The sequence below is a fragment of the uncultured Thiodictyon sp. genome, assembly GCF_903828115.1.
GTDB lineage: Bacteria > Pseudomonadota > Gammaproteobacteria > Chromatiales > Chromatiaceae > Thiodictyon.
Map to the genome: position 1 here is coordinate 1 of NZ_CAIKKU010000575.1, position 15,828 is coordinate 15,828.

Below are 15,828 nucleotides of genomic sequence, written 5' to 3' on the forward strand. Positions count from 1 at the left end.
CGGGCAGCGTAGGGGGAACATACTGATCGGGCTGGAGGCAGCGGTCAAGGGGTCTCTGAACGGCTACGAGCAAACAGCAAGACGCACTGCTGGTCCTGGAGGAGACCGCCCAGTCTCTGAAAGACGCGGCCGGGGCTTTGGATGCGTCGTCCGCCTATGACGAAGGGCGTCTGATGGGCTACTACGAGGCACTGTCAACGCTCTTGTCCCAGTGTGCCGCGCTGGATATCACGCCGGCCGATCTGCATTTGGGAGCGGATTTTCGTCCGGAATCTCTGTTGCGGCCGTCTTCCGTTGCCCGCGCCGCGTAGGTCGGGTTAGCGGAGCGTAACCCGACGGCCAGATTGCCATGCCGGGTTACGACGCGCGGCACCTTCGGTGCGGACGGCAGGTCCCGACGGACCCGACCTACGGGCTGGCGCGGGGCGCCAGCGTCGCCGAGGCGCGGGCCGCCATCGGACAGGAGGTCGAGGGCGTGATCACGGCCGCGGCCGTGCGCACCCTCGCCCACCGGCTCGGGGTCGAGATGCCGATCAGCGAACAGGTCTACCAGGTGCTCTACAAGGGGGTGCCGCCGCTGGCGGCGACGGCGGCGCTGCTGGAGCGGGAGCCGAAGGCGGAGTTTGGTTGAGCCGAGCAGCGGTTTGGACCCGGATTCGGGTATTTCTCACGCAACGCACGTCAGCCGTCAGCCGTTTACTTGCTGTCAGCGCTCTCCGGCCAGAACAGGGTCAAATCGCTCATCAATGGCTTGCGAAACGGTAGTCGCAGGGTTTCGACGCTCGCGAGGGCATGTCGGCGGGCTTCGTCGAGCCAGCCAGTCAGCACTTCCGAAGACCGGCAGGCGGAGCCCGTGTCCGGCTCCGTTGCCGTCATCCTGCGCTGGTTGAGGATCTCCAACACGTCCTCGTCACGGACCAGAACCATCTCACCGACGTCATTGGCAGTGACGCCGGCAACGACCTGTCGCACCTGCCCGCTCTGGCTCGTGACCGCATCCATGAACCGGAATACCGCCAATGGGTGAGAAAGCCCCTTCACCTGTGCCAGCGCCCCCTCCCATTCGCACGCCTGGGTCAGCGCCTGATCGAACAACTGGTGCCCTACGCCAACGATCTTTTTCGCCTCCTCGTTGTCTTTCGGATTTCGGTGGAAGATCAGCCCCTCGTAGCGCGACCGGATACCCGGTGAGGTCAGCCAGACCTCCGGGGTCTTGAAGCTGAAGATGCCATCCTCGCGTTCAGGGCGGCGCCGATTACGAACCAGCATCCCATGGAAAAAGGGGATCAAATCCGGTAGGTCTTTGCGCGGCACGTCGGCGAGTTGGGAGAGGTCGAAACTCTGGCAATGGCCCACCAGGTCCAACACGGTGGAGATGGCCGCTCGGCCGCCGAGGCTCCGGGTCTTGGCATCGAACCAATCGTCCAGCCGCTCGGGGCGCACGCCTTGTCCCTCGCCGAACAATTCGTTGAAAAAGCCGGGACCGGCCATCCCGAGCACCATCTGCATCAGGTCTTCCGGCTCATCCATCGCATGACCCAGGGCCTCCATGATGTGTCTGAGCTTCTGCTCGAGCTTGCCCCAAATCCGGGACTCCACTGTGCTGGGATTGCGCACCGTGACGACTTCGACCGGTCGGGTCTGTCCATAGCGATTGAGCCGTCCGACCCGCTGATGCAGGCGCATCGGATTCCACGGCAGGTCAACATGGATCAGCGTATGGCAGCGCGCCTGGAGATCAATGCCCTCGCCGCCGGCCTCAGTGGAGACCAGGAAGCGGATACGCCCCTGATTGAATGCCTCAGCGGTCGTCTCACGGTTACCGCTCAGCGTCCGCTCCTGACCGGACGGCAGACGGACGCCGACGAGTCGATCGTCACCGTTGATGAAGCCAACCGTACTCTCGCCAAAACGTGCCATCAGGGTCGAGACCACCAGGGCCTGGGTCGCCTTGTATTCGGTGAACAACAGGACCGAGCGCTCGCCAAAGCGCGCGTCGATCAGCTCTCCGATGCGCAGGATCTTACTCTCGTCCGTGATTGGCTCAGCCGCCTCGATCAGGGAGCGCAGATACGGTAACTCGTCGGTCATCAGTTGGAACCTGGCCTCGTTCTCCCAACGCTCGAGGGCCTCGAAGACATCCTCGTCTGTCTCATCGGCCGTGCGCTCCGCACTCGCCTGTTCTTCTCTGAACTTCGTCACCTCATGCTCGAGCTTTGCGAGCCGCTTACGCAGGGCCGAGCGGATGGCCGCGACGGAACTCGAGGCAATCTTCTGCATGGCGATAAGGACCAGGGTCACCTGGCGGCGCCCGCTCTGATCCAATCCGGAAGCATAGGCGTTACCGGCCGTAATGAAGCGGGTCAGGAGTTGGTAGAAGCCCGCCTCCGCCTCACTATAGGCGTAGGTTTCCGGATGATTGACCACGGGTTGGAACAGACGCATGCCTGCCATATCCGTGACCTTCTGCTTGAAGTTGCGGATCAGGAACGGGCGCAGCAACGGAAGTTGCTCAGGCTCCGGGCGCCGTGGGCTGAAGACATCGGGCTGTAACAGGCCCATCAGCGACCAGAACCCATAGGGCTTGCCGCGGTGGGGCGTCCCGGTAAAGAACAGGCAGGACTCCACCCGATCCTCCGTGATCAGTCGTTCGACGAATCGATAGCCCAGGGTCTTGCCGGTCTCTTCATCCGCATTGAGGTGATGTGCCTCATCGACGATCAGCATGTCCCAGCGGGGCGCGTCCAACAGACGCTCATGGCGACCCTTGCGGTCGGCTCGCAAGGTCGGCAGCGAAGCGACCACCTGATTGTGTGTACTCCAGAAGTCGGCCTTCTGCGTATCCACCTCGGGACGGTACATCGACATCCGAATATCGAATAGGGTACGCAGGCGGTATTGCCACTGTTCCACCAACGAGGCAGGGGTGAGGATCAGGAGTCGCCGGACCTTGCCGCTCGAGAGCAAGGGCCAGAGGATCAACCCGGCTTCAATGGTCTTGCCTAGACCCACGTCGTCCGCGATCAAGAGCCGGATCGGCCATTGTTGCAAGGCGCGATGGCAGACCCAGAGTTGATGGGGCAAGAGATCGATACGGGAGCGCGAGAACACCCCCCAGGCATCGTTGAGCGAGCGGATCGCCGCCGCTTGGGCCTTGAGCGTCACATCCAGTGCGGGGGACCAGTGGCCCAGTCGGACAGCCTCGGCCAGTGCGATGCGCCGGGTCAGCGCCGCCGTCTCGCAGGACTCGATCCGGTCGCCAAAGCGGACGATGACGGTCTCGCCCTGATCCAGGATGACCGTGCCCGTGCCGAAAGCGGGGTGTTGGACCTGTTGATCCTTCTCAAACATGTTGTCTCACTCCAGTCTCGATCAGCCGACGGGGAGCAGTGGGACACCGCAGGCCGGGGCCGCATCCGCAAGCCGGCGGTCCAAGGTCGCGAGGTCCGCGGACAGGCGTTTCGCCAGCGCCAGATGCAGCGCGTCGCCGGCACGCAGGCCGCCCGGACCCGCGATCAGCATCGCCGCCGACCTGAAATCGGCTGGATCGACCTCGACGAGGGTCAAATTGGACGAGGCGAAGCGGTGGAACGTCGATAGCGCCTGCTGCCGCGTTGCGTGATCGATCGCGCCCGTACGCTCTTTGATGGCGCCCACGCTCGCCATCTCCGTCAGGGTCCAGGCCGAAATGACCAGTCCGCGGGAGCGTGCCGCCTTGACTTGGCCGAAGACCAAGGCCGCGTTGGGCTCGCGGAAAAAGATCGCACCCAGCACCGAGGTATCGAGATAGATCACAGGAGGTCTTGCTCACGCAACTGCGCGACCGTTACACCCGGTGCCGGCGGGCCGGACTCCACCCAAGCTTCAAGCGTATCCCAATTGCAGGCAATCCCTGGTTCCGGAACCAGCCGCGCGATTGGCCGTCCGCGGCGGGTAATGACGACTTCCTCTCCCGCCTCTACGTCGGCGAGCAGGGATGAGAGGTGGGACTTGGCATTGGCGACGGTCGCAACCTTCATGGCAGGGTCCGGTGGGTGGTGTGGGGCCGAAGTATCGGTCGGACTTGGCTGGACGGCAAACTGCGGCCCGCGGGGCACGATTCCAGGGCCGGCGCTGCACGGCCCTTCCCCTGGTGGCCGACTGCCGCCGTCGACATTTCGTTTGCGAAACTCAAGGGCTGAACAGTCGCCGTTGTAGATCTTCATCTCCGGTGACCAGGCGTAGGGGAATGTCGTACGCGCTGTCAAAGGTCGCTGCCTCGCCCAAGTGTTTGCACAGCAGGTCGTGGATACCCTTGGATGTCTCGACGAGCTCGTCGAACTCTGCAAACCAGTCCCGGATGCGCTGGATAGGGGCGTACGCGTGGGGGACGGCCAATGGATTGGTGATGACGCCGCGTTGCAGCAGCTCCCGGATGACCAGTGGCCCGCCCACCCGCAGGGTGCGGGTTAGGGGCGGTGCCTCGATCCCGCCGCCCTGGAAGTGAGGGTTGACCTTGGGCGCGAGGAGCAGGTCAAGGGGGAAGGGTGCGTTGAATCGGTCGATGGACAAGAACAGATCCACGTAGTCGTCTATCCAGCGGCGCAGCCGGTAGAGCTTGGGGAACTGACCGATCCATTGGGTCCACTCCTCGTCGTCGTGCTGGGCCTCGGCATACTGCTCGATGATCCCCATCCACTTCTCGGGATACTGCGTTGGGTCTCGCTCCGAGAACACCTGCCACCAGGTCTCCCCCGCGCAGTCCTCACCCTGGCAGTGGGTCGCCTTGCACTTGCGGAGAAAACCGAGGTGTTGCCGACCCTGAGTTCGGGGGATGGTCTGAAAGGCCGCGATGGCGAACAGGGTGAACCAGCCCGGGCGGTCGCGGATGCGGCCCTCCTCATCCAGGCCAAGATCCAGGTCGCCGGGCGGAAAAAGGTCCTGGCGGTACTTGGGCTCCTCCTGGACCCTGGCGGTCTTCCACCAATCGGCGATTCGGGTCAGGGCCGTGCCAAGATCGAGCGTTGGTGGCAAGGGGCGCGGCGGGATGGGCGGCTGCCAGATCTGTTGCAGTTGGCTCGCGGAGGCGAGGCGCCCCCGAAGCCGTTCCATCTGGGTCGAATTCAGCCCGGCCACCAAAGCCTGGTCGTGGAGGGCATCGGGGAGCCAAGCCTGGGTCTTGACCTGCTCCGCCACCCGCTGCCCCAGGTCACCGTCACTGAGGTAGACCAGCGCCGCGCGGCGCAACTCTGGCGTGTCGGCAGCCAACGCCCAGCCCGCCAGAGCGGGCGCATCCGCCTGCAAGCCCTCGCGGACCAAGATGAAAAAGGCGACCTTGGCCTCCGCACCGTCGCCGCCCAACCAGTAGCTCGGGTGCAGCCGTCGTGCGGGCGGCGCGAAGGCATGGCGCAGGGTCTCGTCCTTCTCGATCCCCTGGCCGCCACCGGACACCAGGCGCGCCGACTCTACCCAGGTATCCGCGGCAGTGCGGAAACGTAGGGCGCGCAGGCGCCGCTTCAGGTCGTCGTCACGCCAGCCGCGGTCGTCTTCGGGCAGCAGGTGCAGGCCGCCCAGGGCCAAGGCGTCCTCCGGCGTCACCTCCGCCGGATCGATCAGGGCCACCAGGGCAGAGAGGCCGAGGTTGGCCGGTCTAGCCATGTCCCCCTCGCGGAGGATCCTTCCAATCGCCTCCGAGACCACATGCTGCCGGGGGTACCGGACCGCGAAGCGCTCCCAAGCACTTAGGGTGGCGATGGCCCTGGGGCTCGCCAGGGACTTGTCGAGCTGATAGCGAGCCTCGCAAAGGTCGACGAGCGCCCGAAGGGGCGCGGCGAGGCCGTTGGGGACCGCCTTGGGTCTAGCGCTCAAGCGCTTGAGCAGGAACAACCCAAGCGCCTTGGTCAGGCTCGCAGCCCCGTCCTGACGGTTGCGCCAGTGCTCGGTGAGGCAGGTCCAAAGACTCTGCCAGAGGTCATGAGGTTCCAAATCCTCGGCGAGCCCCAGGTCTCGGCGCAGGCCAGGCCAGTCCGAACGGCCGCGGTCGAACAGGGTCCCAAGCAGTTCCCCCACCGCCGCCCCGAGCCGCTGGGCCACCCCCAGGTTGTGCTGACTGTCCCCAGCCAGTCGGGCCCGACCCGCGTCCAGGTCGAAGGGCGCGGTGCAGGCGAAGCCGAGTCCGTCGGTCTCACGCAGCGGAGCCGTTACCCAGAGGGACGGCGTGTCCTTGGGCAGCAGGCGGAAGCCGCCGGGGCCAAGGGCCAGCAGGACCGCGCCGGGGTCCGTGCGCAGGCATAAGGCCTCGGTCTGGGCGCCCCAGCCGTCTGGGCCCCCGTCGCGCAGGCGCAGCCGGCCTTGTTCCACGCCAGGGGCGATCTCAGTGGGCTCCCAGTCGAAGGGTTGTCGGGACGAGCAATCAAACAGGTCGATCTTCCGCACCGCCCGGGCAAAGATGCAGAGGACCCCAGCCAGGGCCCGGAACCGGTCCAATATCCGCCCGCGGGCTCCTTGGTCGATCCCCGGAAGCTCGATCAGGGTCCCACGTCCGCGCAGCTCCGGCGGTGCCTGTCGGTTCAGCGCCCCGCGGGCCGCGGCGGTATCGGCCCAGGGCTCGGGCAGGATGCCCGCAATCACCTCGAAGGCCAGGCGCCCGCTCAGGATGCGCGGGCGCTCGCAGGCGAGTAGCACGCTCTTAAAGCCCAGGCCGAACTTGCCCGTCACACCCTGGCCGGGCTGTTTGTCCGAGGCGGAGAGGATGAGCATCTTCTCCAGGTCACGACCGAAGCCCCGCGCCTCGCCATTGAAGCCGGCAGGACCCCGGGCGTTGATGGGTCGCCCCCAGTGCATCAGGCGCAGACCCGCATCGTCCGACTCCACCACGACCCGGCGGGCACCGGGCGGGATCGTGCAGCCCCCGCCGGGATGAGCCTCCATCTGGCCCAACTCCACCGCCGCATCGTCGGCGTTCTGGAACAGCTCGAAGGGGATGCTGCCCTGGTCATACTGGTATTGCTTGAGTTTCGCGCAAACCCCCGCGAGGATGGCGGCGGCAATCGTCTGGTCCTGGTCGATCAGGCGAGTAAGGTCCTCAACACTTCGCCGCTGGCCCTGCCATTCCCGGCCCGCATCCCGGCCCGCATCCCGGCCCTTGTCCTCGACCTCGGCGACGCGGTGGCGCCAGTCGTCACAGCGTGCCAGTGCAGTCTTAAGGTTCGATTGATCTGTCGGGAACTGCCGTAAGTAAAGGAGGGCATGATCGAGGATGAGGCGACGAGCAACCCGCACCTGCACCTGGTCGCTGCGGCTCAGATCCTGCCAAAGAACTTGAAAATCGCTCGGGGGCTGATTGTATAGGCCGGCATAAAGGGTCTCCGCCATCGCCCTGAGCAACAGACCTAACTGTGCTTCGCCCAGGGCGCCCGGATCGACGCGGCGCAGTTGGAGCAGGGCACGATAGCCGCCCATCCATTGGATTCCCCCCACCAGAAGGCTCTTGGCCTCCTGGGCGATGGGCACATTGATCCAATCGCCCAGCAGGTTCGGGACCTCGGTGCAGTCGCCCGAAAGCACCCGGACGGCGACCTGGATCTTCTCCATCAATTGGTCCCGGCTGAACCCATGCATCCAGTTGCGATGCATCGAGTCACCGCCGGGGTCGACCCAGGGAACCTCGGAGAAAAGCAGGTCCAAGGGACGGGCGTGCAGGTATACCGAGGCAAGCTCGCGATAGCCCAAGACGCCCAGGACCAGTCCGATCATGGGCTCCGGGACCCAGCCGCCCTCCCAGGGTTTGAAGTAGGCCGCGAGCGTCTCCTTTGAGGTCCGGAGGGCCGCATCGAAATCGGTCCGAGTCGCTTGGGTGGCCATGCCGTCGGCCTCGGCCGGACCCGTATCCGCCCGCCGGATGACCGAAACCAATATCTCGGCCTGGCGGCTGTCCACGAGGCAGGCGCTGTCGATGCCGTGGGCACCGGCGCAGAGCCGGTCGGCCGGTTGCCAACGCCGATCTGCCGAGGCCAGACGCAGGTCCCTCAGCGACAGCCGGGCGAATCCTGGGGTCTCCATCAGCCAACCGAGGCATCGGTCGAATACGCCCTTGCGGATACTCCAGTCCGTCGTGGCCCGGCTGAGCCAATCGAGCACGTCGAACAGGCGCTCGGATTTCAAGGGCTGGGCGAGCCCGTCGCGCAGGGCAAGCCAGGCGGTCTGGCCGTCGAAGCCCTCGCTTGGGGCCTGCGCCAGCTTCAGCAACTGCCAACCGGGAAGATGCGAACAGTCAGAGAGGAGCGCAATCTCGCCATCCTCTGGTGCATTCCGCCAGGGTCCGATGCGGTACTCCTCCAGGTCGGCGAGCAGCAGGCCCAGTTGCTTGAGACCGATCTCGCCGGACGCGCAGAGTCCGCGGCCACGATCACTCCAGGCTGGGTGCCCGGTCAACGCCGGATCGAGGTCGGAAGCGACGGCGTAATAGGGACCGTGGGCGGCACGGTGCTCCGCGACCAGGCGGCGGGCCTGGTCAGCCATCCCCCCGGGAAGCTCGATCACATCCTGAGGCTTCACAGGGCGACCATCCGCCATCGGTAGCCAAGCGGACCTACTTAGCCTTTCTTCCAGGTCCGGATCGGGTTCGGTGGCAAGCTTGGAAAGGGCATCAAGAACGGCTCGCCAATGCACGGATTGGTCGAGCGCGGACAAGCCGAGCTCGATGATGGCCCGGTGGTTCAGAGGCTTGAGCCAGTCGCGCTGTTGGTTGGCAACGGTCCGGTTGAGACTGCGGGCGATCAAGGTCGCCTCGCGGGTCAGCGGGTCATCCGCAGCCCCACCCTCAGGTGCCAGGTACACCCGCTCGTTCAGGGCAGAGACCGGCTCGCCGGTCACGGTCGTGTGGAGCGGCAGCCGTTGCCAGAGCCCTTGGTCTTCGATCTTGGAGAGGATCTCCTCGCGCTCCGCCGGGTCAAAATCGGTCGGTACCGGGATGCCTGCACCGGGCCGGGCAAGCTCGCCCAGCAGGTTGAGGGCGCCGATCTCGCGCACGTCGAGCATTGACCAACCGGACTGCGGGACGGTCTCGGCGAGTTCGGAGGGAACCAGACTCCAGCGATCCACGGTGTGTATTCGGCCCCAGAGCTTGGCCCAAACGGGGTGCTGATTGTGGCCGGGGAACCAAAGTGGCTGCCCATCGGCCCGGCGATGGTCTGCGCAACCGTGTAGCAGAAAGCGCAGGCCCTGACGCGCCAACTGGTCCGTGCCAGGATCGTTGGCCTCTTTCAAGAATTCGCGGCGGTCCTTCAGACTGCCCAGTCGCCCTGAATCATCCCGGCCGATGGCGGCGAGACAGGACCGCTTGTCTCCCGCGGCAGGCAATGGGGCCTCGTTCGGAAACAGGTCACGATAGCGGTCCGCCCGCACGAGCCAGATGCGGCTGTCCGGAAGAACGGCGGCGAGCAGCGGTGTCAGCCCCAGCCGCTCCCGATCCTGGGTTCCCTGGGCAAAGCCGAACAGGGTCCCCGCTTCTCGGACTGCGCGAATCTCAGCCCCGGAAACCGCCCGATTGCGCCCAGTGCGGGCATCGCGGATGGCGATGATGCGCAAGTCCTTGTGGACGCGCAGAAAACGTCCACGGGTATCCGCACTCAGTCGCCTGATGAGATCGGCCACGACATCCAGTACGGCCTGTTGGTCCGCCTCTGCATCGTCCATGGCGAGGTGCCGATCGAGTACCCGCAGCCACGCGGCCCAGGCGCCTTCCGACGTCTCGGGCGTACTGACCAACTCCGGTTCCAATCCACGCGGGATCAGCAGGATCGGCGAGTCGATACCCCAGAGGCCCCGCAGGACGGGTTCGGGCAGCTCGGCTGCCAACATCAGGCGCCGCGTCGGCTCGACGAAGCCGATCACGCGGCGGGATTTCTCGGCGTGCTGGCGGCGTCCATCTCGGCTGGCAGCGATGAGTCCGGTACGCAGCAGGGCAATAAGCCGCTGTTGCAGCGGCCCAGTGTTGAGGACGGGTCCGGCGCAACTGGCGAGAAAGTCCGCCAGGTAGTCAATCCGTGGCCCGTCGGTGAAGAGTCCGGTGACTTCGCTGAGCAGGTCATCCACCTCGGTCTCTTTCCACTGGGACGACCGGTTGGGGTTGGACAAGGACGGCGCAGTCACGTCAAACGGCAGCAGGCCGCTGGACTTGAGGCGCGGAAATACGTGCCAGGGTCTCTGGGGGTCGGATTTCGGCGGGGTGGGCAAGGGTCGCAACCGGTCAAGGTCCCGGCCGTGCGCGCGCCTCCAGCCCGGTTCGGCATCCGGCTCCATGACCCGCACCCAGGCAGCCGTGTAGCAGATATGACTGGCGAAATCGCGAAACCATTGGGTTCTCCCAAGCGCCCGCGTCAGTGCCGCAGAGTCAACATCGCTCAGGTGGGAATCGGCGGCATAGTGCTCCAAGGCCGGGATGACCAAGGGCATCAGCACCCGCTGGGCCAGGTGCTGATTCCAGGTTCGGCGCAGCAGTGAATCGTCAATCGATTCAGCACCGAAGTCCTCTGGGGGAAGGTGCAGTTTTTCCAGCTCATGGGGCTTCTTGCGCCCGGCGTCAATGAAAAACTGCCCATGCAGAATCAGGGAATGGCCGGGATGGCCAGCGTCAATCTTAAGCCGCTCGCCGCCCTGCTCGACCGGTAGGAATACGGCCCAATGAAGGTCTGAACGGGTATCGAGCGCCGGAGCTGAGCAAAAAAGCACTGCCGCCTCCGGACTTGTCTTGTCGGGGGCTTGCTGTTCTTGTCGACGTTCGTCGCGATACCGGCTACGGGGCCATTCGCCGCGGGCCTTGAGCTTGGCAAAAGTCCCGTTCGGGTCCTGGTCCTCGGCACCCAGGCCCGCGAAGCGCAACGATTGACCCGAGTCACCGAACACCACCTTGCCGCTGCTGCGCTCGGCCATGCGCTCGCCGAGCAGGCGTTGGTCCGCCTCAAGCCCCAGCACGAAGGCGTTGCGTTCCCCGCGATGCTCGATCCCCTCCAGGTGTTTCAGAAGCGGCAGAATCTCCGCGAGGTCCAACGGCAGCCCGGGTTCGTCCAGAAAGTCCAGATCGGGGTGCGGGTCGTCGCCCGGGTAGTGCGGGCTGATGGGGATCTCATCACCCAAGGGGCTGCGCACATGCTCTTTGCGGCGCAGGGGTACCCACAGCAGGAACCAACTCTCAGCCTCTTCCCGCACGAGAGGCTTTGCCAGGGCCTCCAGCCGATCCCAGTCTCCGGCGTGAACTTGATCCCATTCCGGGTGGGGGTCCTGCCCGTCCTGCTTCCACGGGTTGAGTCCTCGTCGGTAGTCCGACTGACCATCCCAGGCAAGGTAGAAGATCGCCTCGCAGAGATGGAAGACGCTCTTCATCCCCAGCCCGAATTTGCCGATGGCCGACGCATCGCCGGCCTTGCTGTTGATACCGAAGGCGCACAGTGCCTGGGCGTCGCTGGGCTTGAACTCACCGTCGTTGAAGAACCAAAAACCAGGACCGTTCAGGAGTGGATGGGCGGCATCGGGGAAACCGGGGTGGTGGGCGAAGACGAAGGTCCGCGCCTTCGCGTCGTCCGCGTTCTGGATCAGTTCTTTGAGGATCGGGAAACCGTTGTCGTACCGATCCCGCAGGTTGTCGGCGATGAGATTGATGTAGTCGGTTGTGTATCCGTCCATGTTCCTTGCCCGGTAGTTTGACGACCCAGCGCGCGTTCACCCCTAGTCTACCCGTTATTGACTCGACTCGACTCGTGTGCCCGTTCTCAAAACGCGGATCTCGGACTTGATCTGCCGTTCGCTCGCAGGATTGCTGGGAAGGGTCCGGACTGGCGCTACGGACTCGAGTCAGGTTTCCGGCTCAAAGGCCCCACAGAACCCGTGCTGCCGCCACGCCTCGAAGAGGACCACCGCCGCCGCGTTCGACAGGTTCAGGCTGCGGTTGCCGGGCTGCATGGGCAACCGCAGACGCCGCTCGGCGGGCAGGGCCTCGAGCAGGTCAGGCGGCAGGCCGCGGGTCTCGGGCCCCAGCAGAAAGCAGTCTCCCGCCCGGTAGGCCGGTGCGTCATGGCGGACCCGGCCATGGGTGCTGAGGGCGAAGACCCGGGATTGGGGCAGGCCGGCGAGGCAGTCGGGCAGGCACGCGTGCACCCGCACGTCGGCCCATTCGCGGTAGTCGAGCCCGGCGCGCCGCAGGCGCCGGTCGTCCAGGCTGAAGCCAAGGGGCTCGATCAGGTGCAGGGTCGCGCCGACGTTGGCGCACAGGCGCATGACATTGCCGGTGTTCGGCGGGATTTCCGGTTGGTAAAGAATGAGATGGAACATTTTCAGTCAGGTACGGCGGGGCCTCGGGACGCCCTCCCGGGCAGGGAGGTCCGGGTGGTAGAGGGGGTCGGGTGCCGGGTTGACCAGGGCTCGGATCTGCATGGTATATTAAGACTTCCGAATTTACTAAATTCGCCGACCACTTTCGACCCACACCCCCTGGGGGAGACGTTCATGAGCGACCTTGATGCGTTGAAGACCGAGAAACAGGCACTGATCGACAAGATGCTCGCGATGCAACAGCGGTTCATCGCGTACGAGCATCAGCATGGCGTCGGCGGCAAGGACTACTGGGGCACGGGCGGGGGACCGCTGGCGGGCTATCCGCAGGAATATATGGCGATGGCCAACCGCGTGGTGGACCTGGCGCATCAGATCGTCGGCTCGTCGCGCATTTGACGCGGTAGGCGTTGCCCCCACCCACCCGGCTCCCACAAGGGGGGAGCCAGAGGATCGGCGAAAAACCCGCAGGACCCCGCGGGCCGCTCAGGCCCGCAGATGTTCGATGTACTTCGGCACACCCTCCAACTCCAGTCGCACGGCACCCGCCTCGACCACCAACGGCTGGTCCTGCCCCTCGAGCAGCAGCAGGCAGCGGATCCGGCCCCGGCTCGAGAACGGAATCGGGATCATGTCCCGATAGCTGTAGATGTTCTCATCGATCTCACCCCCGGCACAGTGGCAGGGACCGGGAGGCACCCCGGAGTGGGCCGCCACGCCCTCCAGAACGAGTGTGCCGGCCTGCCACCAACGGGTGCGCTCCGCTGAACCGGTCATCCGCTTGATGATCAGGGCGCGCGAAAATACGATGCCGATTGCGGACTCGGCCTCGGTAATCGAGGCGATCTGTGAGCCCTTGAGGTCGATGTGGCTGTGGTCCATGGGAGAGTCCTGGGGCGTTCGGGATGGTCCGGGAAGGGCAATCGATGCGTAGCGGCAGTCCGGTCAGCCGTCCTGCGGATCACTGCCGAGATCGAGCTGAAGCTCTTTGATCTTGCGAGTTAGGGTATTGCGGCCCCAGCCCAGGAGCCGGGCGGCATCCTGACGCCGCCCGCCGGTGTGCTCCAGGGCCGTTTGAATCAGGATGGTCTCGAAGGCGGGCATGGCCTGGTCGAGCAGGGCGCTCTCGCCGCGCTTGAGACTCTGGCGCGCCCAGCGCCGGAATACCGCCTCCCAGGATTCGTCCCGATCGCCCTCCGGTTTTACCGCGTTCAACTCGGGCGGCAGGTCTTCCGCATGGACCTCCTTACTGGATGCCATGACGGTGAGCCAGCGCGCCGTATTCTCGAGCTGGCGGACATTGCCCGGCCAATCCAGGCGCTGGAGCTGGTCGACCGCGGTGGGCAGCAGCAGCTTGACCTCGCAGCCGAGCTCGCGAGCGGCCTGGACGAGGAAATGGCGCATCAGCAGTGGAATATCCTCGCGCCGATCGCGCAGGGCCGGCAGGTGGATGCGAATGACGTTCAGGCGGTGATACAGGTCCTCCCGGAAGCGCCCCTGGCGCGCCAATTCATCCAGATTCTGATGGGTCGCGGCGATGATCCGCACATCCACCCGAATCGGTGCCGTGCCCCCCACGCGATAGAATTCGCCATCGGACAGGACCCGCAGCAGGCGCGTCTGGAGTTCCGCGGGCATATCGCCGATCTCGTCGAGAAAGAGGGTGCCGCGGTCGGCCTGCTCGAAGCGCCCCTCACGCCTGGCCTGGGCCCCGGTGAAGGCGCCGCGTTCATGTCCAAAGAGCTCGGATTCCAACAGGTCGCGGGGAATCGCGGCCATGTTCAGGGCGATGAAAGGGCGTTCACTGCGCGGGCTGTGGCGGTGCAGGGCGCGGGCGACCAGTTCTTTGCCGGTTCCGGACTCGCCATTGATCAGGACGGTGATGTTGGAGCGCGCCAGCCGGCCGATGGCGCGAAAGACCTCCTGCATCGACGGGGCCTCACCGATGATCTCGGGGCGATCGAGCTCGGGCAGGTCTTCCTGGACATCGCTGCGCACCCGGCGGCAGGCCCTGGTGACCTGGGAGACGGCCTCGTCGATATCGAAGGGCTTGGGGAGGTATTCAAAGGCCCCGCCGTGAAAGGCCGAGACGGCGCTGTCGAGATCCGAATGGGCGGTCATGATGATGACCGGCAGGCCCTGATAACGAGCGGTAATCTGGCGCAGCAGGTCCAGCCCATCAATCCCGGGCATCCGGATATCCGACAGGATGGCGTCCGGGCGCTCCCGTTCCAGGGCCTCCATGATGCCGACCCCGTTGGAGAAGCAGGTCACATGCATCTCGGCCTTGCGCAGTGCCCGCTCCAGGACCCAGCGGATCGATCGGTCGTCGTCGATCACCCACACCCTGGGCTCTTTAGTCATGTTCGGACTCCAACGGCAAATAGACGAAAAACCGCGTTTCGCCGGGACGGCTCTCGCATTCGATCAGCCCGCCATGCTGATTGATGAGTTCCTGGGCGATCGCTAGTCCCAGTCCGGTACCGCTGGGGTTCCCGGAGACCATCGGGAAGAAGATCTGGTCCTTGAGTTCATCCGGTATCCCAGGCCCGTCATCGCTGACCTCCGCGAGCAATACCAGGCGGTGGCGCCGGTTGCCGATGGTGAATTGGCGCAGCACGCGGGTGCGAAAACCGAGGGTCCCGACCTTGCCGGCCGCGGCGGCGGCATTGCGCGCGATATTCAGCAAGGCCTGAATCAGACGGTCCTGGTCGGCGGTAAATTCGGGGATGCTCGGGTCATAGTCGCGCTGTACTGCGGGTCCCGACGGGTTTTCCGCCAGGATCAGTCCGCGTACATGCTCGAGCACGGTATGGATGTTCACCTTGACGCGGATCGGCATCCGGTTCGGCCCAATCATGCGGTTCATCAGGGCCTGCAGCCGATCGGCCTCTTCGATGATGATGCGGGTGTATTCACGCAATCCCGGGTCGGGGAGTTCCCGCTCCAGGAGCTGCGCAGCCCCGCGCAGACCACCCAGTGGATTCTTGATCTCGTGGGCGAGACCCTTGATGAGGGCCTGCGTAGCCTGATGCTGAGACAGCAGGTGCTCTTCGCGGCTGATGCGCAGTTGCCGATCCACCTGGTGGATCTCGACCAGCAACTCGGCCTCTGCATCAAAATGGTGCAGGGGTAACACGGTACAGTTCACCGTGATGGTGCGCCCGTCCAGGAGGGTGACATTGAGTTCACGCTCGGTGAAGGGCTGCCGCGAGCGCAAGGCCTCTTTGAGGCGGTGCTCAACCTTGGTGTCCGGACAGGGCAGCACATGGACCGCGTGCAGACCGACCACATGGCGAGCGCTGAACTGAAAGAGCATCTCGGCCGCCGGGTTCAAGTACCGCAGGCACAGGTCGGCGCCGAAAAGCATCACCGCGGTGTTTAAATGATCCAGAACCGTCTGTTCAAGCGGCGATGTGGCCACGTTACTGATATTCCTGTCGGGTGTCTGAGGCCGTGCACACCCATCCCGGTGGATGGCGTTATAAGGTCGTGCCAAGCGATGCGCAGTCCACCAGCGGC

At 65.1% G+C, this 15,828-nt stretch carries 9 protein-coding genes and 1 pseudogene; 2 read left to right on the forward strand and 8 right to left on the reverse strand.

Annotation, left to right across the window (positions count from 1 at the left end; translation table 11 throughout):
- Positions 1 to 415: 415 nt before the first annotated feature.
- A pseudogene (locus tag QZY48_RS21650) lies at positions 416 to 631 on the forward strand (glycerol-3-phosphate dehydrogenase); the annotation flags it as partial.
- 65 nt (positions 632 to 696) lie between these two features.
- On the opposite strand, the gene QZY48_RS21655 reads toward QZY48_RS21650, so the two are convergent.
- The 5 genes from QZY48_RS21655 to QZY48_RS21675 form a co-directional block, all read right to left on the reverse strand.
- Positions 697 to 3,351, reverse strand: a complete 2,655-nt coding sequence (locus QZY48_RS21655; RefSeq protein WP_295435049.1) for a DEAD/DEAH box helicase — start codon at positions 3,349 to 3,351, stop codon at positions 697 to 699.
- 21 nt (positions 3,352 to 3,372) lie between these two features.
- Positions 3,373 to 3,795 carry a type II toxin-antitoxin system VapC family toxin gene (locus QZY48_RS21660; RefSeq protein WP_295435051.1) on the reverse strand — a complete coding sequence of 141 codons (423 nt, stop codon included), beginning with the start codon at positions 3,793 to 3,795 and terminating at the stop codon, positions 3,373 to 3,375.
- On the reverse strand, positions 3,792 to 4,019 hold the full coding sequence (locus QZY48_RS21665) for a type II toxin-antitoxin system Phd/YefM family antitoxin (RefSeq protein ID WP_295435053.1): 228 nt from the start codon (positions 4,017 to 4,019) through the stop codon (positions 3,792 to 3,794). Before QZY48_RS21665 ends, QZY48_RS21660 begins: the two co-directional genes overlap by 4 nt.
- A gap of 151 nt (positions 4,020 to 4,170) precedes the next feature.
- Positions 4,171 to 11,661: a hypothetical protein gene (locus QZY48_RS21670; protein ID WP_295435055.1), complete on the reverse strand. Its 7,491-nt coding sequence runs from the start codon at positions 11,659 to 11,661 to the stop codon at positions 4,171 to 4,173.
- A 168-nt stretch (positions 11,662 to 11,829) separates the two neighbouring features.
- Positions 11,830 to 12,306 (reverse strand): tRNA (cytidine(34)-2'-O)-methyltransferase, encoded by a 477-nt coding sequence (locus tag QZY48_RS21675; protein WP_295435056.1) that lies wholly within the window; start codon positions 12,304 to 12,306, stop codon positions 11,830 to 11,832.
- Between the two features lie 174 nt (positions 12,307 to 12,480).
- Here QZY48_RS21675 and QZY48_RS21680 point away from each other — a divergent pair, with 174 nt between their 5' ends.
- Positions 12,481 to 12,705 carry a hypothetical protein gene (locus QZY48_RS21680; RefSeq protein WP_295435058.1) on the forward strand — a complete coding sequence of 75 codons (225 nt, stop codon included), beginning with the start codon at positions 12,481 to 12,483 and terminating at the stop codon, positions 12,703 to 12,705.
- Positions 12,706 to 12,792: 87 nt separating this feature from the next.
- Here QZY48_RS21680 and QZY48_RS21685 read toward each other — a convergent pair whose 3' ends face one another.
- From QZY48_RS21685 to glnL, 3 genes are all read right to left on the reverse strand, one after another.
- Entirely contained in the window at positions 12,793 to 13,188 is a 396-nt protein-coding gene (locus QZY48_RS21685) for a hypothetical protein (RefSeq protein WP_295435060.1), read from the reverse strand.
- A 63-nt stretch (positions 13,189 to 13,251) separates the two neighbouring features.
- Positions 13,252 to 14,670 carry a nitrogen regulation protein NR(I) gene (gene ntrC / locus QZY48_RS21690; RefSeq protein ID WP_295435062.1) on the reverse strand — a complete coding sequence of 473 codons (1,419 nt, stop codon included), beginning with the start codon at positions 14,668 to 14,670 and terminating at the stop codon, positions 13,252 to 13,254.
- Positions 14,663 to 15,739, reverse strand: a complete 1,077-nt coding sequence (gene glnL, locus QZY48_RS21695) for a nitrogen regulation protein NR(II) (protein WP_295435104.1) — start codon at positions 15,737 to 15,739, stop codon at positions 14,663 to 14,665. The genes ntrC and glnL overlap by 8 nt, the downstream gene beginning before the upstream one ends.
- Between the last annotated feature and the right edge of the window lie 89 nt (positions 15,740 to 15,828).

What these genes read in the sequence shown, in the direction of transcription:
- QZY48_RS21655 (WP_295435049.1), bottom strand. Translation starts at nt 3,351, where the DNA reads ATGTTTGAGAAGGATCAACAGGTCCAACACCCCGCTTTCGGCACGGGC.
- QZY48_RS21665 (WP_295435053.1), bottom strand. Translation starts at nt 4,019, where the DNA reads ATGAAGGTTGCGACCGTCGCCAATGCCAAGTCCCACCTCTCATCCCTG.
- QZY48_RS21670 (WP_295435055.1), bottom strand. Translation starts at nt 11,661, where the DNA reads ATGGACGGATACACAACCGACTACATCAATCTCATCGCCGACAACCTG.
- QZY48_RS21675 (WP_295435056.1), bottom strand. Translation starts at nt 12,306, where the DNA reads ATGTTCCATCTCATTCTTTACCAACCGGAAATCCCGCCGAACACCGGC.
- QZY48_RS21680 (WP_295435058.1), top strand. Translation starts at nt 12,481, where the DNA reads ATGAGCGACCTTGATGCGTTGAAGACCGAGAAACAGGCACTGATCGAC.
- QZY48_RS21685 (WP_295435060.1), bottom strand. Translation starts at nt 13,188, where the DNA reads ATGGACCACAGCCACATCGACCTCAAGGGCTCACAGATCGCCTCGATT.
- ntrC (WP_295435062.1), bottom strand. Translation starts at nt 14,670, where the DNA reads ATGACTAAAGAGCCCAGGGTGTGGGTGATCGACGACGACCGATCGATC.